Raw genomic sequence first — 20,244 nt, 5'->3', positions numbered from 1 at the left:
AAGGCGCTGCCGGACTCGCGTGGCGAAGTCGCCTATGCAGCCGAATTCTTCCGCTGGTTCGCCGAGGAAGGTGTGCGCAATATCGGCCAGATGTCGCTGGCACCGGCCTCGGGCGCGCGCATCCTTGTGCAGCACAAGCCGGCCGGCATCGCCCTGCTGGTGACGCCGTGGAATTTCCCCGCCGCGATGGCGACCCGCAAGATCGGGCCTGCGCTTGCGGCCGGCTGTCCGGTAGTGCTCAAGCCCGCGTCCGACACGCCACTGACCATGCTCGCGCTGATGCCGATCCTGGAGGAGGCCGGTGTGCCGGCGGGCGTGGTCAACGTCATCCCGTCGCGGTCCTCCGGCAAGGTGGTGAGCGCGATGCTGCACGATCCGCGGGTGCGCGTCGTGTCTTTCACCGGCTCGACCGAAGTCGGCCGCGTGCTGCTGCGCGAAGCCGCCGACAACATCGTCAAGCCGGCGATGGAGCTTGGCGGGAATGCGCCATTCATCGTCTTCGAGGACGCCGACATCGATGCCGCGATCGAAGGCGCGATGATCGCGAAGATGCGCAACATGGGCGAGGCCTGCACTGCCGCGAACCGCTTCTATGTGCATGAAACGGTGCATGATGCATTCGCCGAGAAGCTCACGGCGAAAATGAAGTCGCTGAAGATGGGCAACGGCCTCGACGAGGGCGTCAATCTGGGACCGCTGGTCAACAAGGAAGGCCGCGACAAGGTGATCGAACTGGTCGAGGACGCGGTGTCGAAGGGCGCGAAGCTTCTGACCGGCGGCAAGACGCCGGACGGCCCGGGCTTCTTCTATCCGGCGACGGTTCTGACCAATGTGCCGGACTCGGCCAAGATGCTGAACGAGGAGATTTTCGGGCCGGTCGCGTCGATCCAGACCTTCAAGTCCGAGGACGAGGCGATCAAGCGCGCGAACGACACCGAATATGGGCTCGTCGCCTATCTCTACACGAAGGATATCGGCCGCGGCATGCGTGTCTCGGAGCAGCTCGATTTTGGCATGATCGGGTTGAACCGTGGCCTCGTCTCCGATCCGGCGGCGCCGTTCGGCGGCATGAAGCAGTCCGGAATCGGCCGCGAGGGCGCGCATGAGGGGCTGATGGAGTTTCTCGAGACGCAATATGTGTCGGTGAGCTGGTGAACCTTTTTCTGTCATCACCCGCGAAGGCGGGCGATGACGTACTCCGACGCGGTTCGGTGCTTGCTGGATGCCCCGCTTTCGCGAGGCATGACAAAGTGGACGCTTGAGGACGCAAATGGACGTGCTGATGCCGCAACTCGGCGAGACCGTCGCCGAAGGCAAGATCGTCAAATGGTTCAAGAATGCCGGCGACATCGTTGCGCCGGGCGACAACCTGTTCGAGATCGAGACCGACAAGACCTCGATGGAAGTGCCGGCGACCTTCGGCGGCACGCTGTCTGCGGTGAATGTCCAGGTCGGCGAAGTGGCGAAAGTCGGTGCTGTCGTCGCGGTGATCCTCGGCGAGGGTGAGACGGCAGCGCCGCAGACGCAAGTCTCGAAGCCTGTCCCGGCCTCTCCTCCGGTCGTCCCCGCGAAAGCGGTGACCCAGAGTCAGGACCTGGATGCCCGCCTCCGCGGGCATGAGCGGAGCACCGAACGCACGACGGCGCAAAGGCCGATCGTGATGGATCCCTTCCGGGAGGTCCGCACGCCCGAGCGCAATTTCGGTCCGGCAAAAATCGGCGGCGTCACGGTGACACCGCTGGCGCGCAGGCTCGCCGGCGAGAACGGCATCGACCTGACGCGGATCACCGGCTCGGGTCCGCGCGGACGCATCGTCGCCCGCGATGTCGAGGCAAAGATCACGAGGGCTGCTCCCGCGCGCTCTGCACTCGCAGCCGGGCCGTCCGCATCCGAGATTCTCGCGCTCTATCGCGATGTGCCGTTCGAGGAATTGCCGCTCGATGGCATGCGCGCCACCATTGCGGCGCGCCTCACGCAGGCCAAGCAGACCATCCCGCATTTCTATCTCACCGCGGACGTGACGCTCGACGCGCTGCTCATGGTGCGCGCGCAAGCCAATGAGGCGGCACCGCAGGGCGAGGCCGGCTACAAGCTCTCGGTCAATGACTTTGTCATCAAGGCGCTGGCTTTGGCCTTGAAGCGCGTGCCGGCGGCGAATGCGATCTACGCAGAGGACCGCATCCTGCGCTTCCAGCGTGTCGATATCGGCGTCGCTGTCGCTCTCGATGGCGGGCTGATGACCCCGGTGATCCGCGCGGCCGACACCAAGTCGCTGAGCGCGATCTCGAACGAGATGCGCGTGCTCGCCGAGCGCGCCCGCGACAAGAAACTCAAGCCCGAGGAATATCAGGGCGGCGTCAGCGCCGTCTCCAATCTCGGAATGTTTGGCGTGCGCGATTTTTCGGCCATCATCAACCCGCCGCAATCGACCATCCTCGCGGTCGGCGCCGCGCAGCGGCGTGCGGTCGAGACCGAAGATGGTGGCGTGCGTTTCGAAAGTCAGATGACGGTGACATTGTCCTGCGATCACCGGGTCATCGACGGCGCGCTGGGCGCCCAGCTTCTTGCCGCGGTGAAGGGCTATCTCGAGCAACCCGTGACCATGCTGGTGTGATCTCCGTGGAGCAGCTCGCCTTCCTCACCTTCGCGATGGTGCTGATGGTCGCGGTGATATCGCCGGGCCCCGCGATCGCGGCTCTTGTCTCGCGCATCATGGCGCGCGGCACCGACGGGATTGCCGCGTTCTGCGCTGGGCTCGTGCTGGGCGACCTGATCTGGCTGAGCTGCGCAATGTTCGGCCTCGCGGCGCTCGCCGCGCTGTTTCAGCCGGTTTTCCTGATCGTGAAGTATGTCGGAGCCGCCTATCTCCTGTTCCTCGCCTGGAAGCTGTGGCGGGACTCCGGCGCGCCGGTCAAGGCGGAGCCGCTGCGCGGACAGGGGCGGCAATTGTTCGGCGCGGCAATGCTGATCTCGCTCGGCAATCCGAAGATCATGCTGTTCTATCTCGCGCTGATGCCGACAGTGATCGACCTGACGCGGCTGACGATCATCGACATGGCGGAACTTGCCATCATCGTCGCGGTGGTCGTGAGCGCGGTGCTGGCCGGCTATGTCATCCTCGCCGCGCAGGCGCGGCGCATGTTCACCTCGCCGCGAGCCATCCAGTCGGTCAACCGGATCGCGGGTCTTGCGATGGCGGGGGCAGCCGCCGCGATCGTCGTTCGCAACTGAGACTCAGGGAAGTCGCAGCAGCACCGGAATCGCACCGATGTCCTGCAGGTACTCGAAAAGTTCGGCCACCGGGACCGCCAGCAGGAACACCAGCGCATCCGCAAAGGTCATGATCACGCGGGGCGGACGGATGGTAAGCGTCGGATCGTCGTGCCACAGTGACGGCTTGGGAAAGAACCGCGGCACGCGCGCGAGGTAGTTGCGATAGCTGTCACCGTAGCGCGCGGCCAGCACCTGCTCCTCCTGCAGGACCACCACGTAGAACACAATCCAGGCCAGGGCCGCGCAGATCAGGCCGAGTACCACGCTGCCCACCTGCATGCCGACGCCTGCGGCGCCAAGAAAGGAGAAGAAATAGAGCGGATTGCGCATGATCGAATAGGGGCCGGTCTGCACAAATTCCTCGATTTTCCGACCGCCGATATAGAGCGAGGACCATGTCCGTCCGAGGATGCAGGCCACGATAAGGACGATGCCGAGCCATTCGATCATTTCGTGGACGGTCCGGTCGCCGGGGTGAATTGACGTCGTGACCGCAAAAACAAAGATACCGACGGCGACGGCCGCATAGAGCACCAGCTTGCGGATCGCCTGAACGGTATGAATTTTCATGAATTGAAGGTTCGATTGGCCGATAGAGACGGCCGATTTGGCGGACGGACGACCGCTGGTATAGATGAATTGCGGCAGAAACCGGCCGCTTTCTTTTGATGTAGATCAATGCGGATGGAGAGACGGAATGGCGGCCGAAAAGCCTGAAGTATTGCTGATCGGACAGGCCAAGCCGGTCATTGTCGGCGGGGTTGAACCATTCGCGACGATGCACAAGCTTGTCGAAGCCAAGGATCAGGAGGCGTTTCTCAAGGAGGTCGCTCCCCGCATTCGGGGCATCGCCATCGCCTATACCGCAAACAAGATCGATGGCGCGTTCATGTCGCGCTTTCCCAGGCTCGAGATCGTGTCGAGCTTCGGTGTCGGCTATGACCATGTCGACGCCGATTGGGCGGGTCAGCACGGCGTGGTGGTGACCAACACGCCCGATGTGCTGAACGAGGAAGTCGCCGACACCGCGCTCGGCCTCCTGTTGTGCACGGTGCGGGAATTACCGCAGGCAGAGCGCTATCTGCGTGCCGGAAAATGGCTTCAGGGCGGCTACCGGCTGACGCCGGCGACGCTGCGCGATCGCACCGTCGGCATGGTTGGAATGGGACGCATCGGAAAGGCGATCGCGCGCCGCCTCGAAGCGTTCGGCGTGCCGGTGGTCTATCATTCGCGTAATCCGCAACCGGGCGTGACCTACAAATATTACCCGAAGCTTCTCGACATGGCGCGCGATGTCGACACGCTGATGGTCATTGTGCCGGGCGGCGCGTCCACGAAAAACATGATCAACGCCGAGGTGCTTCAGGCGCTCGGTCCGAACGGCATTCTGATCAACATGGCGCGTGGCTCGGTGGTGGACGAACAGGCGCTGATCGCCGCGTTGAAGAACCGCACCATCATGTCCGCCGGTCTTGATGTGTTCGTGAACGAGCCGCATGTCCCGCAGGAATTGATCGAGATGGAGCATATTGTGCTGTTTCCGCATCTCGGTTCGGCCTCGGTCGCGACCCGCAAGGCGATGGACCAGCTTGTCGTCGACAACCTCAAGTCCTGGTTTGCCGGCAAGGGTCCGCTAACCCCGGTCCCGCAAACGCCCTACCCGCCGAAGAAGCCGGCGTGATTTCGCCGCATCCGCTGTGGTAAAAGGCCGCGCGGCGCTTCTGGCGCCGTGTCAAAAGGCAACGGAACCAATGCGGCGCGCTCTTTTCATCGGCCTGATCCTGATCTGTGCCGCAAGCCAGGCAGCGGCGCAGACGCAAAGCGACGAGAAGCCGGAACCGGAACCGGCCAAACCCACGACTGTGAGCGGCGTGTGGGAATTGTCGAACTCGGACCGTGACCGTGTCTGCAATCTCACCTTCAAGGCCGAGCCGGCCCGCGCCGGCTCGCAGGTTGAGTTCGACCCCGGATGCGGTACGGCGATTCCGCCGTTGAAGGATGTCGAAGGCTGGACGATCGCCAACCAGACGCTGAAGCTCGTCGACGCCCGCGGCCGCACGGTGTTCGAATTCAGCGAAGTCGAAGTCGGCATGTTCGAGGGCGAGCGAAAGGGCGAGGGTCTTTATTTCCTGCAGACCGCCGCCTCGGCTGCGGTCTTCGCACCCAAACGGTCGGTCGACGAACTCGCCGGCGAATGGTCGATGATCCGGGCGGACAAGCCGGTCTGCGCGCTGAACTTCACCAACACGGCGACCAAGGGCTTCGACGAATATCGCCTGACGATCCGTCAGCCATGCGATCAGGCGATGTCGCGGCTCAACCCGAATGTCTGGCGGCTCGACAAGGGCGAACTCGTGCTCGCGTCGCCCAACGGCCAGAGCTGGCGCTTCGAAGAACGCGAGCCGAAAAAGTGGTGGCGCGTGCCCGAGGGCGGCGATCAGATCCTGCTGCAGAAGAAATAGCGCGCCCCGTAGGAGCAGCCGCTATCTCGCTGTCATCGCCCGCGAAAGCGGGCGATCCAGTAATCACAACTGCTCCAAGAGTTTACTGGATGCCCCGCTTTCACGGGGCATGACATGAAACGGGCGATGTGATTTCACCTCAACCGAAATTGCTCTAGATCAGCCGCAGCCCCTTCAGGCTCGCATGTCCGTCTCGGCCGACGATGATGTGATCGTGAACCGAGATGCCGAGCGGCTTCGCCACCTCCATGATCGACTGCGTCATCTGAATGTCGGCGCGTGACGGCGTCGGATCGCCCGACGGGTGATTGTGCACGAGAATGATCGCCGTCGCCGACAATTCGAGCGCGCGCTTGACCACTTCGCGCGGATAGACCGGCGTGTGGTCCACGGTCCCGGTCTGCTGCACTTCGTCGGCGATCAGCTGGTTTCTCTTGTCGAGAAACAGGATGCGGAATTGCTCCTTGTCGGCGAAGGCCATTGCGGTGCGGCAATAGTCGAGCACCGACGACCAGGATGACAGGACTGTCCGTGCCCGCACCTGGCCGCGCACGAGGCGGCTCGCGGCCGCCTGCACGATCTTGATCTCCGTGATCGCAGCGTCGCCGAGGCCCTTGACCTCTTTCAATCGCGTCTCGGGCGCCGCGATCACTTCGGCGAAAGACCCGAATTTCGTGATCAGCGTCTTGGCGAGCGGCTTCACATCGCGCTGCGGGATGGCGCGGAACAGGACGAGCTCGAGCAATTCGTAATCGGCCAACGCGTCGGGCCCGGCTTCGCGGAATCGCGCGCGCAGCCGCTCGCGATGGCCGTGATAATGTGGCGTTGCGTCTTCAAGACCCGCCACGGCCTTGGCATCGTCGGATTTTCCTGCCTGCGACATACCCCGCACCCCGCAGCAAGCATGACGCGATTGCGATCTTTTGCAATCTCAGAAATCGGTGGGGTGCGGCGTCGACGCGTTTCATCGCCGCCCGAAGTCGATTAAGCTCGGTGCAAGAGCCGTGGCCGAGCCGGACCATCGCGAAAACATGCGGAGGAAAGCCATGTGGAAATGCGCACTCGCTGCAGTAATGATGGTGGTCGCCGGCGCCGTGACAGCGCTGGCGCAAGCCCCTGCTGCGCAAGGCGGTTTGCCGCCGGGATCCGAGGCGCCATCCGGCAATTGGGTGATCGCCTATATCGAAGTCGCGCCGGGCTCCGAAGCCAAGGCGCTCGCTGCGTTGAAGGCGCTCAAGGCCGCCAGTGCAAAGGACAACGGCTATCTCTCGATGACGGTGCTCCAGCGCAATGGGCAGCCGAACCACTTCGTGGTCGTCGAGCACTGGAAGGACAACAAGATGCGTGAGGCGCATGCGGCGTCAGCGCATGTCAAGACGGCGCGCGAAGCGCTCCAGGCGATCGAGGCCGCGCCCTATGACGAACGCCCGCACCGCGAATTGACGACGGGGCAGAACAATCCCGGCGGTTCGATCTATGCGGTCACGCATGTCGACTTCATTCCGACCTTCCGCCAGAAGGGAGAGGAATTGCTACAGACCTTCGCCTTCGAAGGCCGCCGCAGTGACGGCAATGCGCGCTTCGACGTGTTGTCCCAGGCCAGCCGGCCGAACCACATGACGATTGTTGCGGTCTGGAACAATATCGAAGCGTGGAAACGCCACACGGCAGCGCAATCGACCAAGGACTTTCGTACCGAATTGCTGCCGAAGAGCGGCAGCCTGTATGACGAGCGGCTGTATCGCGTGGTGAATTAAAAGCGATTTCGGTTGAAGCGAAATCGCTTCGCCCATGTCTTGTCATGCCCCGCGAAAGCGGGGCATCCAGTGAGCTCTTGAAGCAATTGTGTTGACTGGATCGCCCGCTTTCGCGGGCGATGACAGCGAGAGAGCGGCTGCTTCTGTGAAAACTGAATGTTCTTCAGCGCGTGCCAATCCGGCGCAGGCGGTAGCTTGCACCGCCTGGCGTCCGGCCGAACTGCGCGACGTTATGCCTTCGCGGCGTAGGGCGGCTTGTCGAGCCCCTTGGGCGAGAGCGTGAAGATCTCCACGCCGGTATCGGTGACGCCAACGGTGTGTTCGAATTGGGCGGACAGCGACCGGTCCCGCGTGACCGCGGTCCATCCGTCGGACAGCACCTTCACATGCGGCCGGCCCAGATTGATCATGGGTTCGACGGTGAAGAACATGCCGGGCCGCAGCACGGTGCCTTCACCCGCACGCCCGACGTGAACGATGTTCGGCTCGTCATGGAACAGCCGCCCGAGCCCATGGCCGCAGAAATCCCGCACCACGCTCATGTGCTGGGCTTCGACAAAGGACTGGATCGCGGCGCCGATGTCGCCCGTCGTCGCGCCGGGCCGGATCACGGCGATGCCGCGCATCATCGCGTCGTATGTCACGTCGATCAGCCGTTCCGCCCGGCGCGGAATTTCGCCGACCGGATACATGCGGCTCGAGTCGCCGTGCCATCCATCGAGGATCAGCGTGACATCGATGTTGACGATGTCGCCTTCCTTCATCGGCTTGTCGCTTGGAATGCCGTGACAGACGACATGATTGATCGAGGTGCAGGTGGATTTGCGATAGCCACGATACATCAGCGTCGCAGGCAGCGCGCCGTGGTCCATGGCAAATTCATGCACGAGCCTGTCGATACGCTCGGTCGGTACGCCCGGGCGGACTTCCGGAACCAGCATGTCCAGGCATTCCGCGACCAGCTGGCCAGCCTTGCGCATGCCGGCGAAGGCTTCCGCCTTGTGTAATTTGATCTGTCCGGTCTTGCGCATCGGCGCAAGGGCGGCATCGACATAATTCATGAAGGTCCTCGGGGAGGGGAAGTCACCCGCAATGTATGCGATCAGGCCCTTGATGCAAGTTTGCCCACGGGCAAGTCCGGAGCCGGATGGCAGCCCCGCGTGGCCTTCATTGCTGCCCGGTGGCAGATCTCGCGGAGGGCTGCCAGTCCCTTCATTGAACGAAGTTTCCGTCCAGGTCGTCCTCAATATGGACGCGGATGATCTCGTCGAACGAGGATTCAGCGGTGAATCCGAGTTCACGGGCGCGGGTGCAGTCGAAACGGCTCGGCCACCCGGCGACAATCCGCATGATGAATTCGTCCGGGCGACGGTGGACCCGCGCCGCGACCCGGTCACCCGCAACGCGCCGGAGCGCCTCCAGCTGCTCGCCGACCGTGCAGCAGACCCCCGGCATGGTCATGTTGATGCGGGGTCCGATCTGCTCTGGGGTCAGCGATGCGGCATGAACCAGGAACCCGGCCGCGGCCCGCGGGGAGGCGTGCGTGTTCGTGATGTCGTCCGATACCGGCAGCGTCGCCTCGAGTCCGGCGAGAGGCTCCCGGATGATGCTCGAGTAGAACCCCGAGGCCGCGAGATTGGGTTTGCCCGGCCGGACCGTGATGCCGCATAGCCGCACACCCACGCCCTCCAGAAAACCTCTCCGGTTGTAGTCGGCGAGCAGCGTTTCGCAGATCACCTTGTGCGCACCGTAGCTTGTCAGCGGCGTCAGGATGAAGTCGTCCGGTATCGAATGCGGAAAGGGTGCGCCATAGACGGCGATCGATGAAGTGTAGATCACCTTGGGCTTGTAACCGTCGCCGATCTTGCGGATGGCCTCGAGGAGATTGCGGGTGCCGTCGAGATTGGCCCGATACCCGGCCTCGAAATCGGTCTCGGCGCCTCCGGACGGTATTGCGGCGAGGTGAAAGATGACGTCGGGCCGTCCCTTGACGAGACGTTCGGCGACACCGGGCGCTGCGAGATCGGACGTATCGAGGACCGGGTTCGTGGCGAGGCCGGCCGGCGCCTCCGGCGTCACGATGTCGGTCAGGGTCAGTGTTTCGATCGGCTTGCCGTTCAGGCCGCCATCACGCGCGAGCCGTGCGAGCAGCTTGCGGCCGATCATCCCGGCCGCGCCGGTTACAAGGACATGCATGGGAGAATTCCGTCAGTGACAATAGGAAACGCCATCGAGCACGGCGCAACTGCGTTTATGCGGCGCGTTCGGATCGTCGAGTGGCACCGATCCGCGTCCGGACGGCGAACCGACGAACACACCCGGACCGACGCGCACCGAATCCTTGTGACCGATGTGGACACTGGGATGCTGTGCGCTCGATGAACGTGTGCCATCGGGCCATATGATTGCATCGCCGGCGAAAATGCCGGTCCGGCCGTCGTCGCAGGTCACCGTGCTTCCATTGCGCTTGCAATTCGCAGCGAAAGCGAGGCCGGGCAATACGGCAAACAGCATCGCGAGCGGGATCACACGCATGAGCGCCTCCGAAAGGAAGCGAGGTTACAACGCCAGCCCGCCATCGACCAGATGCGGCTGGCCGGTGATATAGCTGGATTCATCAGAGGCGAGAAATACCGCAAGCGCAGCCACTTCCTGCGGCGTGCCGAGCCGGCCCATCGGCTGGCGATCGATGAAGTTCTGGCGCACGGCATCGAGCGGCTGGCCGGTCTTGGCGGCCAGCGTCTCGATCCGTCCTTCCAGGGACGGCGATTCAATCGTGCCGGGACAGATCGCATTGCAGCGGATGCCTTGCCGAATGAAATCTGCCGCCACCGCCTTTGTCAGGCCGATGACCGCCGCCTTGCTCCCACCATAGACGTAGCGGTTCGGCAAGCCGGCGATCGATGACGCTGCGGACGACATGTTGATGATGGAGCCGCGCTGTTTCTTCAGCATCGCCGGGAGGAAGGCGCGGATCATCCGATGCATGGACTTGACGTTGAGGTCGAAGGAGAAGTCCCAGTCCTCGTCCGTGCAATCGAGCGCAGTGCCGTGATGCACAAAGCCCGCGCAATTCACGAGGATATCCGCGCCGCCGAAATTCGCATCCACCTCGCGGGCCAGCGCGGCGATGGCGGGGCCGGAGAGCACGTCCAGCATCGTTTCGCGTGCCGCGCCGATGCCCGCCAGCTTGGCGGGGTCGATATCGGTCGCGATCACTTGCGCGCCTTCCGTAACGAACGCTTCGGCGATGGCGCGGCCGATGCCTTGCCCCGCTGCGGTGATCACGGCCACCTTGCCGCGCAGACGATCGGTCATGAATCCTTGCCTGGACGCGATGATGCAACTGCGAGTTTGGTTCGCTGCCGTCCATCGTTATCGAAATTTGGGGGTGCGAGCCACTTCTCAAACGCGACCTTGCGCGCGGGCCATTCGCGATCGAGCATCGCGTACCAGGCGGTATCTCGGTTCTCGCCCTTGACGATCATATGCTGGCGGAAAATGCCTTCGAAGGTGAAACCATAGCGCTCGGCGGCGCGGCGCGATGCCGTGTTGAGCGCGTTGCACTTCCATTCGTAGCGGCGGTAGCCGAGGGTCTCGAAGACATACCGCGCCAGCAGAAACTGCGCTTCGGTGCCGAGCCGGCTGCGCTGAAGTGCTGGGGCATAGACGATGTGTCCGACTTCGATCACGCCCATGTCGGGGCGGATCGCCATCAGCGTGGCAAGTCCGACAGCGCGGTCATCGGGTGTGACGATGGCATATACGTAAGGGTCTGCGAGCGCCGCACGGTCGACCAGCCAATGCCTGAACGCGTCTTCCGACTCGAACGGGCCATAGGCCATGTAGTCCCACAATGTCGGATCGGCTTTGAAAGCTTCCCACAGCGTCTCGCCGTGGCGCTCCGGATCGAGTCTCTCCACGCGGCCATAGCGGCCGCTCAGTACGACCGGGCCGGGCCTTGCTGCGCCGGAAAAATTGAGTGGATCAGGTCCGCTCACGCGGCCGGCCATTTGGCCCGGTCCTCACGGAACAGGGCATTGAGTTCCGCGGCGGGAGCAGCATCGGCGAAGCCATTGAAGCACCCGCCGTCCGACAATTGCCGCACCGCTCGGATGAAGCCGCCCCACGCCGCGCGCGCGAGCGCGCCGCCGACGCTGATGCGACGCGCGCCGAGTTTGGCAATGTCCTGCACGGAAAGGTCGCTCGGCCATCCGACGAGCACGTTGACCGGCTTCGGGGCGACCGCATTCACGACCTTCTCGATCTCCTCGCGGGTCCGGATGCCGGGCGCATAAAGACAATCGGCGCCCGCGTCGGCAAAAGCCCGCAGGCGGCGGATCGTCTCGTCCATGTCGGGGCGGCCGCGGATGAAGCCTTCGGTGCGCGCGGTCAGGAAAACATCCGCGCCTGACTTGTCGATGGCGGCGCGCGCGGCCTTGATGCGCGCCAGCGCGAGGTCGAAAGGATAGAGCGGATTGGCCTTGTCGCCGGTTGAATCCTCGATCGAGAGGCCGGCGACGCCGGTTGCGACGCAGAGCGTCACGCTCTCGGCGACGCCATCCGGATCGTCGGCGTAGCCGCCCTCGAAGTCAGCGTTGAGCGGTAGGTCGCACGCGCGGGTGAGCTCGGCGATATGGGCGAGCATCACGTCGCGCGGGACAGCGTTGTCCGCATAGCCCGCGGAGAAGGCATAGCCGAGACTTGTGGTGGCCAGCGCCTTGAAGCCGAGATGCTGCAGATAACGCGCGCTTCCGACATCCCACGGGTTAGGGATCACGAAACAGCCGCTTTGATGCAGATTGCGGAAGGTACGACGTTTCTCGGTGGGCGATGGCATGGGAAAACTCAAGGACAGAGGGACCGACGTTGGCAAGCTTTCTTATCCGCAAATCGATCCGGACGGTTATCCGGTGCGTGCATCGCTGGCATGTCATGCCGCAGCGCCGCTGCTGTCACTTGATATTTCGCAGTTGCGAGCGAAATTTTTGAGCGTTTGGATCACAGCGAAGGCAGGTACGTCGCAATCCGCGGAAACACGACAATCGCCACAACGACCGCGAACAGGATGATCCAGTAGGGGATCGAACCGCGGAAGATCTCCGACAGCGGCACATTGGGCTCCGGCACGGCCGCCTTCACCGTGAAGACGAGAATGCCGAAGGGAGGGGTCAGGAGGCCGGTCTCGATGGCCAGAATGCCGATGATTGCGAATGCCAAAGGATCGATGCCGAGCGTGACGGCGATCGGCGCGAAGATCGGCACGGTCAGCAGGATGATCGATATCGAGTCAATCAGACAGCCGAGCACGAACCAGATCGCCAGCATGACAATCAGAATGCCGGTCGGACCCAATCCGGTGCCAAGGAGAAAAGTCTTCGCCGTTTCGGTGAAGCCGGTCATCGAAAGCACACGCGAATAAAGCTGCGCGCAGAACAGGAGCAGCAGCAGCGGTCCGGACGTGCGCCCAACGTTGAGCACCACCTGCCAGACCTCGCGCCAGGTGATGCCCTTGATCAGCGCCAGGATCAGGGCGCCGACCGCGCCGACACCGGCGCCTTCGGTCGGCGTACAGAAGCCGAGCCAGATCGAGCCAAGCACGGCGGCGATCAGCGCGAGCACCAGAGCCGTGCTGAACAGGAGCTGTCCAATCGGCTGCTGGTCCGCGGCGTTGCCGATCGGTCCGGATACCGCGGCGCCAAGCGGCGCGGCGCGGATCGGCCGCTCGCCTGTTTCGCCCACCAGCGACGGCTTCAGCAGCGCCATGACGATCACGTAGGCGCAGAAGCCCCCGGCGAGGAGGATGCCCGGCAACACCCCGGCGAGGAACAGCTTGCCGATCGACAATTCGGTGAGAACGCCCCACACGATCATCAGCACCGAAGGCGGAATCAGCATTCCAAGGCATGCGCTGCCGGCGATGCAGCCGAGTGCGAATTCCCGGTTATAGCCGTAGCGGCGCATCTCCGGATAAGCGATGCGCGAGAAAGCCGCGGCCGCGGCGATGCTGACGCCGGTCACGAAGGCGAAGATCGCGTTGGCGATGATGGTTGCAACCGCGAGCCGCGCCGGCAGCCAGCGGCTGAGACGGTTCGCGAGCGTGTAGAGGTCGGTCGCGGCGCCGCATTTGGCGAGGAAGTCGCCCATCAGCATGAACAACGGAATGACAGCGAAGACGTAATCGCGCAGCGCTTCATAGGCGGTGTTGGCGACGAAGGTGCGAACGATCTCGATGTCGCTGGTCATCAGATAGATGCCGATGGCGGCGGTGACGCCGAGCGCGATCGCGATATGGACGCCGGCAAAGACCAGCGCCAGCAGCACCACGACGACCAGGATCATGTCGCTATGACCGAACATCGCGGGCTCCGGTCAATGCGGCGTGGAAACGGGGGGTGGCGCGTCGTCCGGGCGGATCAAGGCGAGCAAAGCCAGGAACGCCTGTCCGAGATAGATCGCGATCACCAGCGCCGAGCCGAGCATCACCACAAGCCGTGCAGGCCAGACCGGCACGCGCAACGCGCCTTCCCCTTCGAATTCGTTGCTGGTCCACGCATGCAGCGTCGGCTCGAAGCTGCCCCACACGATCAGGAGGAAAAAGCCGGCGCCGAGAAGCCCGGACAACAGGTCGGCAAAGGCGTAGCCGCGGCGGCCGAATAGCGAAGCGATCACATCGGTGCGCAGCATTCCTCCGCTCTGGATCGCATAGGCGGCCAGCAGGAAGCAGATGATGACGATCGACATCGAGACGATCTCCGGCGTGCCCTTGACCGGAGAGTTGAAGGCGCCGCGTCCGATGACGTCGGCGACGACGAGGAAGCTCAGCAGAAAGATGATAGCCGCGGCGATTGCGAGCAAGCTGTGCACCACGCGAGTGACCACGCCTTCAATCATTGCTCGCATCCGCTTGCGGTGAAGCTCCGGAAGGATGGGTCATGCCCGGCGAAAGCCGGGCATGATGGATCTGATCTCACTTGATGGAATAGCGCACCGGCCATTTGTGTCCGTGCTTCTCGGCCGCGGCGAGCGTCGCTTCCAGCACCTGGGTCGCAGGAAGGCCCTGCGCGTCCAGTTCCTTGGCTTTCTCCTTGGGCCACGCGGCGAGTGATTTCGCCCAGTCGGCCTGCACGCTGTCGGGCAGCTTGCGGACATTCGTGCCCTTGGCTTTCAGCTCGTCGAGCTGCTTGGGATAGTTCGCCTGGTTCACCGTGCCGGTCATCGCCTCGTATTCCTTGGCGACTTCGAGGATGATGTCCTGCACTTCTTTCGGCAGCTTGTCCCAACGCGCCTTGTTGATGGTCAGGCCGTGCCACGTGATCGCGCCGAAGCCGATCTCGGTGTAGAACTTGCCGACTTCATACAGCTTGAAATTCACCCAGCCCGACGGGAACATGATCCAGCCATTATAGACGCCGGTCTGCATCGCCGTGTAGGCCTCGGGCAGTGACGATTGCACGGGTGTCGCGCCGGCATATTCCAGCCACTTCAGATTAAGGCCGGCGCCGGCGAGTTTTTGCCCTTTCAGATCAGCGACGTTGTTCCATTCGAAATTGGTGCCGAGATTGTAGCCGTTGTCGGCGATCAGCGCGATCAGCTTCTGGCGATACTTGTCCTCGAACACCTTGGACATGAACGGCACCTGGTCATAGACCTCTCGCGCGATCTTCACGCTCGCGACCGGGTCCATGGTGCCGAACGGCAGCATCACCTGGAATGCATGCAGCGGGAGATTCGACGGTTCGAAACAGAAGCAATAGCCGCCGATGTCGATGATGCCGGACTGCACGCCTTCCAGCGTGTCCGCGACCTTTACCATTGCGCCGCCATAACCTTCGACGAATTCAACCTTGTACTTCGTCTTGGCCGCGACGCGCTTCGTCACTTCCGGCACGAAGAAATTCTGCATCAGGTTGACGTAGGTGTTGACCGGCGGATGGCCTGAGGCGATCCGCAACCGGATCGTCTCCTGAGCGGAGACCGGACCTGTCAGTGTCACAAGCGCGCCTAACGCAAGCGCACCGACGAGATGGCGCATGATCATGATGTCCTCCCGATACCGCGATTGGCAGCTATTATGTTTTTATGTCGCAAGCATCGGGCGGAGGCGGGGGCGAAGTCAAACGTTATCGCTGCCGGCTGTGCAGGCGGCGCCGGTTCCGGGCCTTTTTCGCAGCCTGAAAGCCAGCCTGTGTCGCACCGGCAGGCTGATCGATGTCAGCGCTCGCGAACCTCAATGGCTGTCGCGGGGAATGCTCTTTTGCGCGACACGACGATATTGGTCGGCGCCGCGAATGATCTGTCCGTCTGACATCTGCGTAACGGTCAGGCGATAGAGTTCCTGCCACGGCGTCTGGCTTGCGGGAATGGGAAGGCCCCCGGCTTCAGCAAGCGCCGATCGACGGCGCTCGATTTCCTCGGCCGGTACCAACATGTTCACGGTCCCTTCACGCAGATCGATCCTGATCCGGTCGCCGGTCGCCAGCAGCGCCAGACCGCCACCGGCCGCAGCTTCGGGCGAAGCATTGAGGATCGAGGGCGATGACGAGGTGCCGGACTGGCGCCCGTCGCCGATGCAGGGCAGCGACTCGATCCCGGCGACGAGGAGCGCCGCGGGCGGCTGCATGTTCACCACCTCCGCCGAACCGGGAAAGCCGATCGGCCCGACGCCGCGCATCACCAGAATGGTTCGCTCGTCGATGTTCAACGCAGGATCTTCAATCCGAGCGTGATAATCCTCCGGTCCCTCGAACACCACCGCGCGGCCTTCGAAAGCGTCCGGATCGTCCGGATTCGATAGATATCGGCTTCGGAAATCGTCCGAGATCACGCTCATCTTCATGATCGCGGAGTCGAACAGATTTCCTTTCAGGACGCGGAAGCCGGCATCCCGTATCAGCGGCTGGTGATAGGGGCGGATGACGTCGGCATCGAGCGACCTCGCGCGGCTGACATTTTCGCCGATCGATCGTCCGTTGATGGTGAGGGCGTCCGCGTGGATGCGGCCGGCCTCCATTAATTCATTCAGCACGGCCGGCAACCCGCCGGCGCGGTAATAGTCCTCGCCGAGATACTTGCCGGCCGGCTGCATGTCGAGAAGCAACGGGATGTGGAAGCCGATGCGCTCCCAATCGTCGATCGTGAGTTCGACACCGATGTGTCTCGCGATTGCGTTGATGTGAATCGGCGCGTTGGTCGATCCGCCGATTGCCGAACACGTCACGATCGCGTTTTCGAAAGCATGTCGCGTCAGGATGTCCGACGGCTTGAGGTCTTCGCGCACGATCTCAACCGCGCGGCGGCCGGTCTCGTAGGCGATCTGGGCACGTTCCCGGTAGGGTGCGGGGATCGCTGACGAACCGGGCAACGACATACCGAGCGCCTCCGCGAGCGCGTTCATGGTCGACGCCGTGCCCATCGTGTTGCAATGCCCGATCGACGGCGCTGACGACGCGATGATGCCGAGAAATTCGCGGTAATCGATTTCGCCTGCGGCAAGATCCTTGCGCGCCTGCCAGATCACGGTGCCCGAGCCAGAGCGTTGGCCCTTCCACCACCCGTTCAGCATCGGTCCGCCGGACAGAACGATCGCGGGAATATTGACGGTCGCGGCGGCCATCAAACCGGCCGGCATGGTCTTGTCGCAGCCCGCCGTCAGCACCACGCCGTCGAGCGGATAGCCGAAGAGCACTTCAACGAGACTGAGATAGGAGAGATTGCGATCCAGCGCGGTCGTCGGGCGCTTTCCGGTTTCCTGGATCGGATGACACGGGAATTCGAAGGCGATGCCGCCGGCATCGCGAATGCCCTCCCGCACGCGCTTGGCGAGGTCGAGATGATGTCGATTGCACGGCGCAAGGTCGCTGCCGGTCTGAGCGATCCCGATGATCGGCTTGCCTGAGGTGAGTTCCTCGAAGGTCAGCCCGTAATTGAGATAGCGCTCCAGGTAGACCGCTGTCATGCCTGGATTGTCCGGATTGTCGAACCAAAGCTGCGACCGCAGCCCGCGCTGCCTGTTTTCAGTCATTGCAACCCACCCGGACGATAACCCGAAACAACGGCTGCGACCTTGATCGGGTTCCGCTAGCCGTCCGCGGTTTCGGGCACCGGCGTGAACAGGAGTTTGTCGATGCGCTTTCCATCCATGTCGAGGACTTCGACGCGCCATCCGGGGATCTCGAACACCTCGCATTCCACCGGGATATGCGCCAGCCGTTCGAGCGCGAATCCGGCCGCGGTGTGAAACTCACCCTCCGCATCCGTGATTTTGAGGGTGTCGATCAGCTCGGATATCGGCACGCGGCCGTCGACGAGCCAGGAGCCGTCGGCGCGGCGCACGATGTTTTCCGACGGCTGCTCGTACTCTTCGCCAAGATCGCCCGCGATGCCTTCGAGGACGTCGTTCAGCGTCGCGATCCCAAGGAAGTCGCCATACTCATCCACCACCAAGGCGAGATGAACCGAGACCGACCGGAAGGTTTCCAAAAGACGCAGCACCGGCATCGTTTCGGGGACAAAGGCGGGCTCGATCAGCCGCTCCTCAATCTGGATTCCCCGGCCAGACATGAGGTCGCCGACCAGATCCTTCTTTTGCACGACGCCAAGCGGCCGTCCGAGATCGCCATCGCGCACGACCACGATGCGCGAATACGGGCAATCGGCGATTTCGCGCTCGAGCGCGCTCCTTTCGTCCGAAAGATCGATCCAGTAGACGTCGGGCCGCGGCACCATGATCGATGCGACCGACGAATCCGCGAGCGCCAGCACGCCGTGGATCATTTTCTGTTCGACTTCGTCGATGACGCCCGCCTCGGTGCCCTCGGCAATCGCGATCTTGACCTCTTCCTCCGTCACCGTTTCGTTGCGCTTGTCCGGCACGCGAAGCAGCTTGAGCAGCAACGCCGTCGAATTTTCCAGGAACCAGACGAGCGGGCGGGCGACGAGCACCAGCATCGCGAGCGGAGCGGCGACCACCGACGCGATGCGTTCCGGCTGCAGCAGCGCGATCCGCTTGGGCACCAGCTCTCCGACGACCACGGACAGGGCGGTGATCGCGATCACGACGGCGATGAAGGCAATTTCGTCGCCGCGCGGCGCGAACAGCGGATATTGGTTCAGGATCGCGCCGAGCCGGGCGCCGAGCGTCGCGCCGCCGAATGCGCCGGACATGATGCCGATCAGCGTGATGCCGACCTGTACGCCGGACAGGAACCGCCCCGGATTCTCGGCGAGCGCAAGCGCGCGCTGCGCTCCGCGGCTGCCGGCTTCCGCCATCTGCTGCAGGCGAATGCGCCGCGAGGACACAATCGCCAGCTCCGCCATCGCGAAGAACCCGTTCAGAAGGGTCAGCGCGACGACGATGGCGATTTCGAGCCAAACTGTCATAGCTTGCCGTATGTGGCATGCCGCGGCCGACGCGGCAATGTCTCTCGCCGCGCTCATTCTCTCCGTCGGCCGATCGCGCTTAGGGGAATGGTAACGTGTGGGGAGGATCAGAAGAGTTGACCCGGAGCCGGGGAGACCGGCCTAATAATCGGCAAAGGGGGCCCACCGATGCTTCGTACGATTGCTGCCTTTGACCGGATTGGCGAGGAGAATGCGTTCGCGGTGCTGGCGCGCGCCAATGCGCTGATCGCGCAGGGTCGCGATGTCATTAATCTGGGCATCGGCCAGCCGGATTTTCGCACCCCCGAATTCATCGTCGAAGCTGCGATCAAGGCGCTGCGCGACGGCCATCACGGCTATACCCCGGCGACCGGCATTCCGGCCTTGCGCGAGGCCGTGGCCGCCGACCTGCACAAACGATTCGCTGTCGAGGTGTCGCCCGACGAAGTGATGATCATGCCCGGCGGCAAGCCGACCATGTTCATGTCGATCCTGATGTTCGGCGAGCCCGGCGTGGACATTCTCTATCCGGATCCCGGCTTCCCGATCTATCGCTCGATGATCGAGTTCACCGGGGCAAATCCGGTCCCGGTCCCGATCCGGGAAGAGAATGGCTTTGCGTTCTCGGCGGAGGAGACGCTGAAGCTGCTCACCCCGAAATCGCGGTTGTTGATCGTGAATTCGCCCGCCAATCCCACCGGTGGCGTCACGCCGAAGTCGGAGGTCGACAAGCTGGTCGCCGGATTGCAAAGGTTTCCGGACGTCGCGGTGCTGTCCGACGAGATTTACGACCACATGGTCTATGACGGGGAGCGGCATGTCTGCCTGCTGGGCTACCCGGAGATCCGCGATCGGCTGATCCTGCTCAATGGCTGGTCGAAAACCTATGCGATGACCGGATGGCGGCTTGGCTACGCGATCTGGCCGGGAAAACTTTATGACTATGCCCGCAAGCTGGCGGTCAATCTGCATTCCTGCGTGAATGCTTCAGCGCAATATGCAGGTCTTGCCGCGCTGACCGGACCGCAGGACGAAGTGCGAAAAATGGTCGCGGAATTCGACCGTCGCCGCAAGGTGGTGGTCGAGGGGCTGAACCAGCTGCCCGGAATATCCTGCGCGACGCCGAAGGGCGCATTCTATGCCTTTCCCAACATCAAGCAGACGGGATGGAAGGCCAAGGCGCTGGCCTCGTCGCTCCTCGAGGAGGCCGGGGTCGCGATCATCGGCGGCCCGGATTTCGGCATTCTTGGCGAAGGCTATGTGCGGTTATCCTATGCCAATTCCACGGAGAACATCCTGAAGGCTTTGGCGCGGATGGGCGAATTCCTGTCAACGCGACGAGCCGCCTGAGCGCGTGCGAAAAGCAATGG

20 protein-coding genes are annotated in these 20,244 nt (G+C 63.2%); 7 read left to right on the top strand and 13 right to left on the bottom strand.

Annotated elements, in window-relative coordinates; translation table 11 throughout:
• The 3 genes from VN004_RS21695 to VN004_RS21685 all read left to right on the top strand — a co-directional run.
• Nucleotides 1–1,155, top strand: a 1,155-nt coding sequence (locus tag VN004_RS21695; RefSeq protein ID WP_325614259.1) for an NAD-dependent succinate-semialdehyde dehydrogenase, incomplete at its 5' end; no start/stop codon positions are given.
• A gap of 115 nt (nucleotides 1,156–1,270) precedes the next feature.
• Complete coding sequence (locus VN004_RS21690) at nucleotides 1,271–2,614, top strand: dihydrolipoamide acetyltransferase family protein (protein WP_325614258.1); 1,344 nt, start codon at nucleotides 1,271–1,273, stop codon at nucleotides 2,612–2,614.
• The gene (locus VN004_RS21685) at nucleotides 2,611–3,231 is read left to right on the top strand and encodes a LysE family translocator (protein WP_325614257.1); all 621 of its coding nucleotides are present in this window, start codon (nucleotides 2,611–2,613) and stop codon (nucleotides 3,229–3,231) included. The genes VN004_RS21690 and VN004_RS21685 overlap by 4 nt, the downstream gene beginning before the upstream one ends.
• Nucleotides 3,232–3,234: 3 nt before the next feature.
• On the opposite strand, the gene VN004_RS21680 is transcribed toward VN004_RS21685, so the two are convergent.
• The gene (locus tag VN004_RS21680; RefSeq protein ID WP_325614256.1) at nucleotides 3,235–3,843 is read right to left on the bottom strand and encodes an isoprenylcysteine carboxylmethyltransferase family protein; all 609 of its coding nucleotides are present in this window, start codon (nucleotides 3,841–3,843) and stop codon (nucleotides 3,235–3,237) included.
• A 127-nt stretch (nucleotides 3,844–3,970) separates the two neighbouring features.
• Here VN004_RS21680 and VN004_RS21675 point away from each other — a divergent pair, with 127 nt between their 5' ends.
• The gene (locus VN004_RS21675) at nucleotides 3,971–4,954 is read left to right on the top strand and encodes a 2-hydroxyacid dehydrogenase (RefSeq protein WP_325614255.1); all 984 of its coding nucleotides are present in this window, start codon (nucleotides 3,971–3,973) and stop codon (nucleotides 4,952–4,954) included.
• Between the two features lie 70 nt (nucleotides 4,955–5,024).
• On the top strand, nucleotides 5,025–5,735 hold the full coding sequence (locus VN004_RS21670; RefSeq protein ID WP_325614254.1) for an AprI/Inh family metalloprotease inhibitor: 711 nt from the start codon (nucleotides 5,025–5,027) through the stop codon (nucleotides 5,733–5,735).
• A 154-nt stretch (nucleotides 5,736–5,889) separates the two neighbouring features.
• Here VN004_RS21670 and radC read toward each other — a convergent pair whose 3' ends face one another.
• Nucleotides 5,890–6,618 carry a RadC family protein gene (gene radC, locus VN004_RS21665; protein WP_325614253.1) on the bottom strand — a complete coding sequence of 243 codons (729 nt, stop codon included), beginning with the start codon at nucleotides 6,616–6,618 and terminating at the stop codon, nucleotides 5,890–5,892.
• Nucleotides 6,619–6,781: 163 nt separating this feature from the next.
• On the opposite strand from radC, the gene VN004_RS21660 reads away from it, so the two are divergent.
• A complete protein-coding gene (locus VN004_RS21660; protein WP_325614252.1) occupies nucleotides 6,782–7,492 on the top strand; it encodes an antibiotic biosynthesis monooxygenase in 711 nt (236 codons plus the stop codon).
• Between the two features lie 230 nt (nucleotides 7,493–7,722).
• Here the strand turns inward: VN004_RS21660 and map are convergent, their stop codons facing one another.
• The 11 genes from map to VN004_RS21605 form a co-directional block, all read right to left on the bottom strand.
• Nucleotides 7,723–8,553, bottom strand: coding sequence for a type I methionyl aminopeptidase (gene map, locus VN004_RS21655; protein WP_325614251.1), 831 nt, complete (start codon nucleotides 8,551–8,553; stop codon nucleotides 7,723–7,725).
• A gap of 151 nt (nucleotides 8,554–8,704) precedes the next feature.
• A complete protein-coding gene (denD, locus tag VN004_RS21650) occupies nucleotides 8,705–9,688 on the bottom strand; it encodes a D-erythronate dehydrogenase (protein ID WP_325614250.1) in 984 nt (327 codons plus the stop codon).
• A gap of 12 nt (nucleotides 9,689–9,700) precedes the next feature.
• Nucleotides 9,701–10,027: a hypothetical protein gene (locus VN004_RS21645; protein WP_325614249.1), complete on the bottom strand. Its 327-nt coding sequence runs from the start codon at nucleotides 10,025–10,027 to the stop codon at nucleotides 9,701–9,703.
• Between the two features lie 24 nt (nucleotides 10,028–10,051).
• A complete protein-coding gene (locus tag VN004_RS21640; protein WP_325614248.1) occupies nucleotides 10,052–10,810 on the bottom strand; it encodes an SDR family oxidoreductase in 759 nt (252 codons plus the stop codon).
• On the bottom strand, nucleotides 10,807–11,505 hold the full coding sequence (locus VN004_RS21635; protein ID WP_325614247.1) for a GNAT family protein: 699 nt from the start codon (nucleotides 11,503–11,505) through the stop codon (nucleotides 10,807–10,809). The genes VN004_RS21640 and VN004_RS21635 overlap by 4 nt, the downstream gene beginning before the upstream one ends.
• Nucleotides 11,490–12,332, bottom strand: a complete 843-nt coding sequence (locus tag VN004_RS21630; RefSeq protein WP_325614246.1) for an isocitrate lyase/phosphoenolpyruvate mutase family protein — start codon at nucleotides 12,330–12,332, stop codon at nucleotides 11,490–11,492. Before VN004_RS21630 ends, VN004_RS21635 begins: the two co-directional genes overlap by 16 nt.
• Nucleotides 12,333–12,493: 161 nt before the next feature.
• Nucleotides 12,494–13,852: a TRAP transporter large permease subunit gene (locus VN004_RS21625; protein WP_325614245.1), complete on the bottom strand. Its 1,359-nt coding sequence runs from the start codon at nucleotides 13,850–13,852 to the stop codon at nucleotides 12,494–12,496.
• Nucleotides 13,853–13,864: 12 nt separating this feature from the next.
• Complete coding sequence (locus tag VN004_RS21620; RefSeq protein WP_325614244.1) at nucleotides 13,865–14,386, bottom strand: TRAP transporter small permease; 522 nt, start codon at nucleotides 14,384–14,386, stop codon at nucleotides 13,865–13,867.
• A 76-nt stretch (nucleotides 14,387–14,462) separates the two neighbouring features.
• Nucleotides 14,463–15,533 carry a C4-dicarboxylate TRAP transporter substrate-binding protein gene (locus VN004_RS21615; protein ID WP_325614243.1) on the bottom strand — a complete coding sequence of 357 codons (1,071 nt, stop codon included), beginning with the start codon at nucleotides 15,531–15,533 and terminating at the stop codon, nucleotides 14,463–14,465.
• A 189-nt stretch (nucleotides 15,534–15,722) separates the two neighbouring features.
• The gene (locus VN004_RS21610; protein WP_325614242.1) at nucleotides 15,723–17,516 is read right to left on the bottom strand and encodes an IlvD/Edd family dehydratase; all 1,794 of its coding nucleotides are present in this window, start codon (nucleotides 17,514–17,516) and stop codon (nucleotides 15,723–15,725) included.
• 56 nt (nucleotides 17,517–17,572) lie between these two features.
• Nucleotides 17,573–18,874: a hemolysin family protein gene (locus VN004_RS21605; protein WP_325614241.1), complete on the bottom strand. Its 1,302-nt coding sequence runs from the start codon at nucleotides 18,872–18,874 to the stop codon at nucleotides 17,573–17,575.
• A gap of 168 nt (nucleotides 18,875–19,042) precedes the next feature.
• Between VN004_RS21605 and VN004_RS21600 the strand changes: the two genes are divergently transcribed.
• The gene (locus tag VN004_RS21600; protein ID WP_325614240.1) at nucleotides 19,043–20,224 is read left to right on the top strand and encodes a pyridoxal phosphate-dependent aminotransferase; all 1,182 of its coding nucleotides are present in this window, start codon (nucleotides 19,043–19,045) and stop codon (nucleotides 20,222–20,224) included.
• Nucleotides 20,225–20,244: the final 20 nt, after the last annotated feature.

The organism is Pseudorhodoplanes sp., from assembly GCF_035565855.1.
Classification (GTDB): Bacteria; Pseudomonadota; Alphaproteobacteria; order Rhizobiales; family Xanthobacteraceae; genus Pseudorhodoplanes.
This window is presented reverse-complemented; position numbering and strand designations above follow the sequence as displayed.

Excerpts from the sequence above, each read along its gene's own strand:
- VN004_RS21690 (WP_325614258.1), top strand. The coding sequence starts at position 1,271 with ATGGACGTGCTGATGCCGCAACTCGGCGAGACCGTCGCCGAAGGCAAG.
- VN004_RS21680 (WP_325614256.1), bottom strand. The coding sequence starts at position 3,843 with ATGAAAATTCATACCGTTCAGGCGATCCGCAAGCTGGTGCTCTATGCG.
- VN004_RS21675 (WP_325614255.1), top strand. The coding sequence starts at position 3,971 with ATGGCGGCCGAAAAGCCTGAAGTATTGCTGATCGGACAGGCCAAGCCG.
- VN004_RS21670 (WP_325614254.1), top strand. The coding sequence starts at position 5,025 with ATGCGGCGCGCTCTTTTCATCGGCCTGATCCTGATCTGTGCCGCAAGC.
- radC (WP_325614253.1), bottom strand. The coding sequence starts at position 6,618 with ATGTCGCAGGCAGGAAAATCCGACGATGCCAAGGCCGTGGCGGGTCTT.
- VN004_RS21660 (WP_325614252.1), top strand. The coding sequence starts at position 6,782 with ATGTGGAAATGCGCACTCGCTGCAGTAATGATGGTGGTCGCCGGCGCC.
- map (WP_325614251.1), bottom strand. The coding sequence starts at position 8,553 with ATGAATTATGTCGATGCCGCCCTTGCGCCGATGCGCAAGACCGGACAG.
- denD (WP_325614250.1), bottom strand. The coding sequence starts at position 9,688 with ATGCATGTCCTTGTAACCGGCGCGGCCGGGATGATCGGCCGCAAGCTG.
- VN004_RS21645 (WP_325614249.1), bottom strand. The coding sequence starts at position 10,027 with ATGCGTGTGATCCCGCTCGCGATGCTGTTTGCCGTATTGCCCGGCCTC.
- VN004_RS21640 (WP_325614248.1), bottom strand. The coding sequence starts at position 10,810 with ATGACCGATCGTCTGCGCGGCAAGGTGGCCGTGATCACCGCAGCGGGG.
- VN004_RS21635 (WP_325614247.1), bottom strand. The coding sequence starts at position 11,505 with ATGGCCGGCCGCGTGAGCGGACCTGATCCACTCAATTTTTCCGGCGCA.
- VN004_RS21630 (WP_325614246.1), bottom strand. The coding sequence starts at position 12,332 with ATGCCATCGCCCACCGAGAAACGTCGTACCTTCCGCAATCTGCATCAA.
- VN004_RS21625 (WP_325614245.1), bottom strand. The coding sequence starts at position 13,852 with ATGTTCGGTCATAGCGACATGATCCTGGTCGTCGTGGTGCTGCTGGCG.
- VN004_RS21620 (WP_325614244.1), bottom strand. The coding sequence starts at position 14,386 with ATGATTGAAGGCGTGGTCACTCGCGTGGTGCACAGCTTGCTCGCAATC.
- VN004_RS21615 (WP_325614243.1), bottom strand. The coding sequence starts at position 15,533 with ATGATCATGCGCCATCTCGTCGGTGCGCTTGCGTTAGGCGCGCTTGTG.
- VN004_RS21610 (WP_325614242.1), bottom strand. The coding sequence starts at position 17,516 with ATGACTGAAAACAGGCAGCGCGGGCTGCGGTCGCAGCTTTGGTTCGAC.
- VN004_RS21605 (WP_325614241.1), bottom strand. The coding sequence starts at position 18,874 with ATGACAGTTTGGCTCGAAATCGCCATCGTCGTCGCGCTGACCCTTCTG.
- VN004_RS21600 (WP_325614240.1), top strand. The coding sequence starts at position 19,043 with ATGCTTCGTACGATTGCTGCCTTTGACCGGATTGGCGAGGAGAATGCG.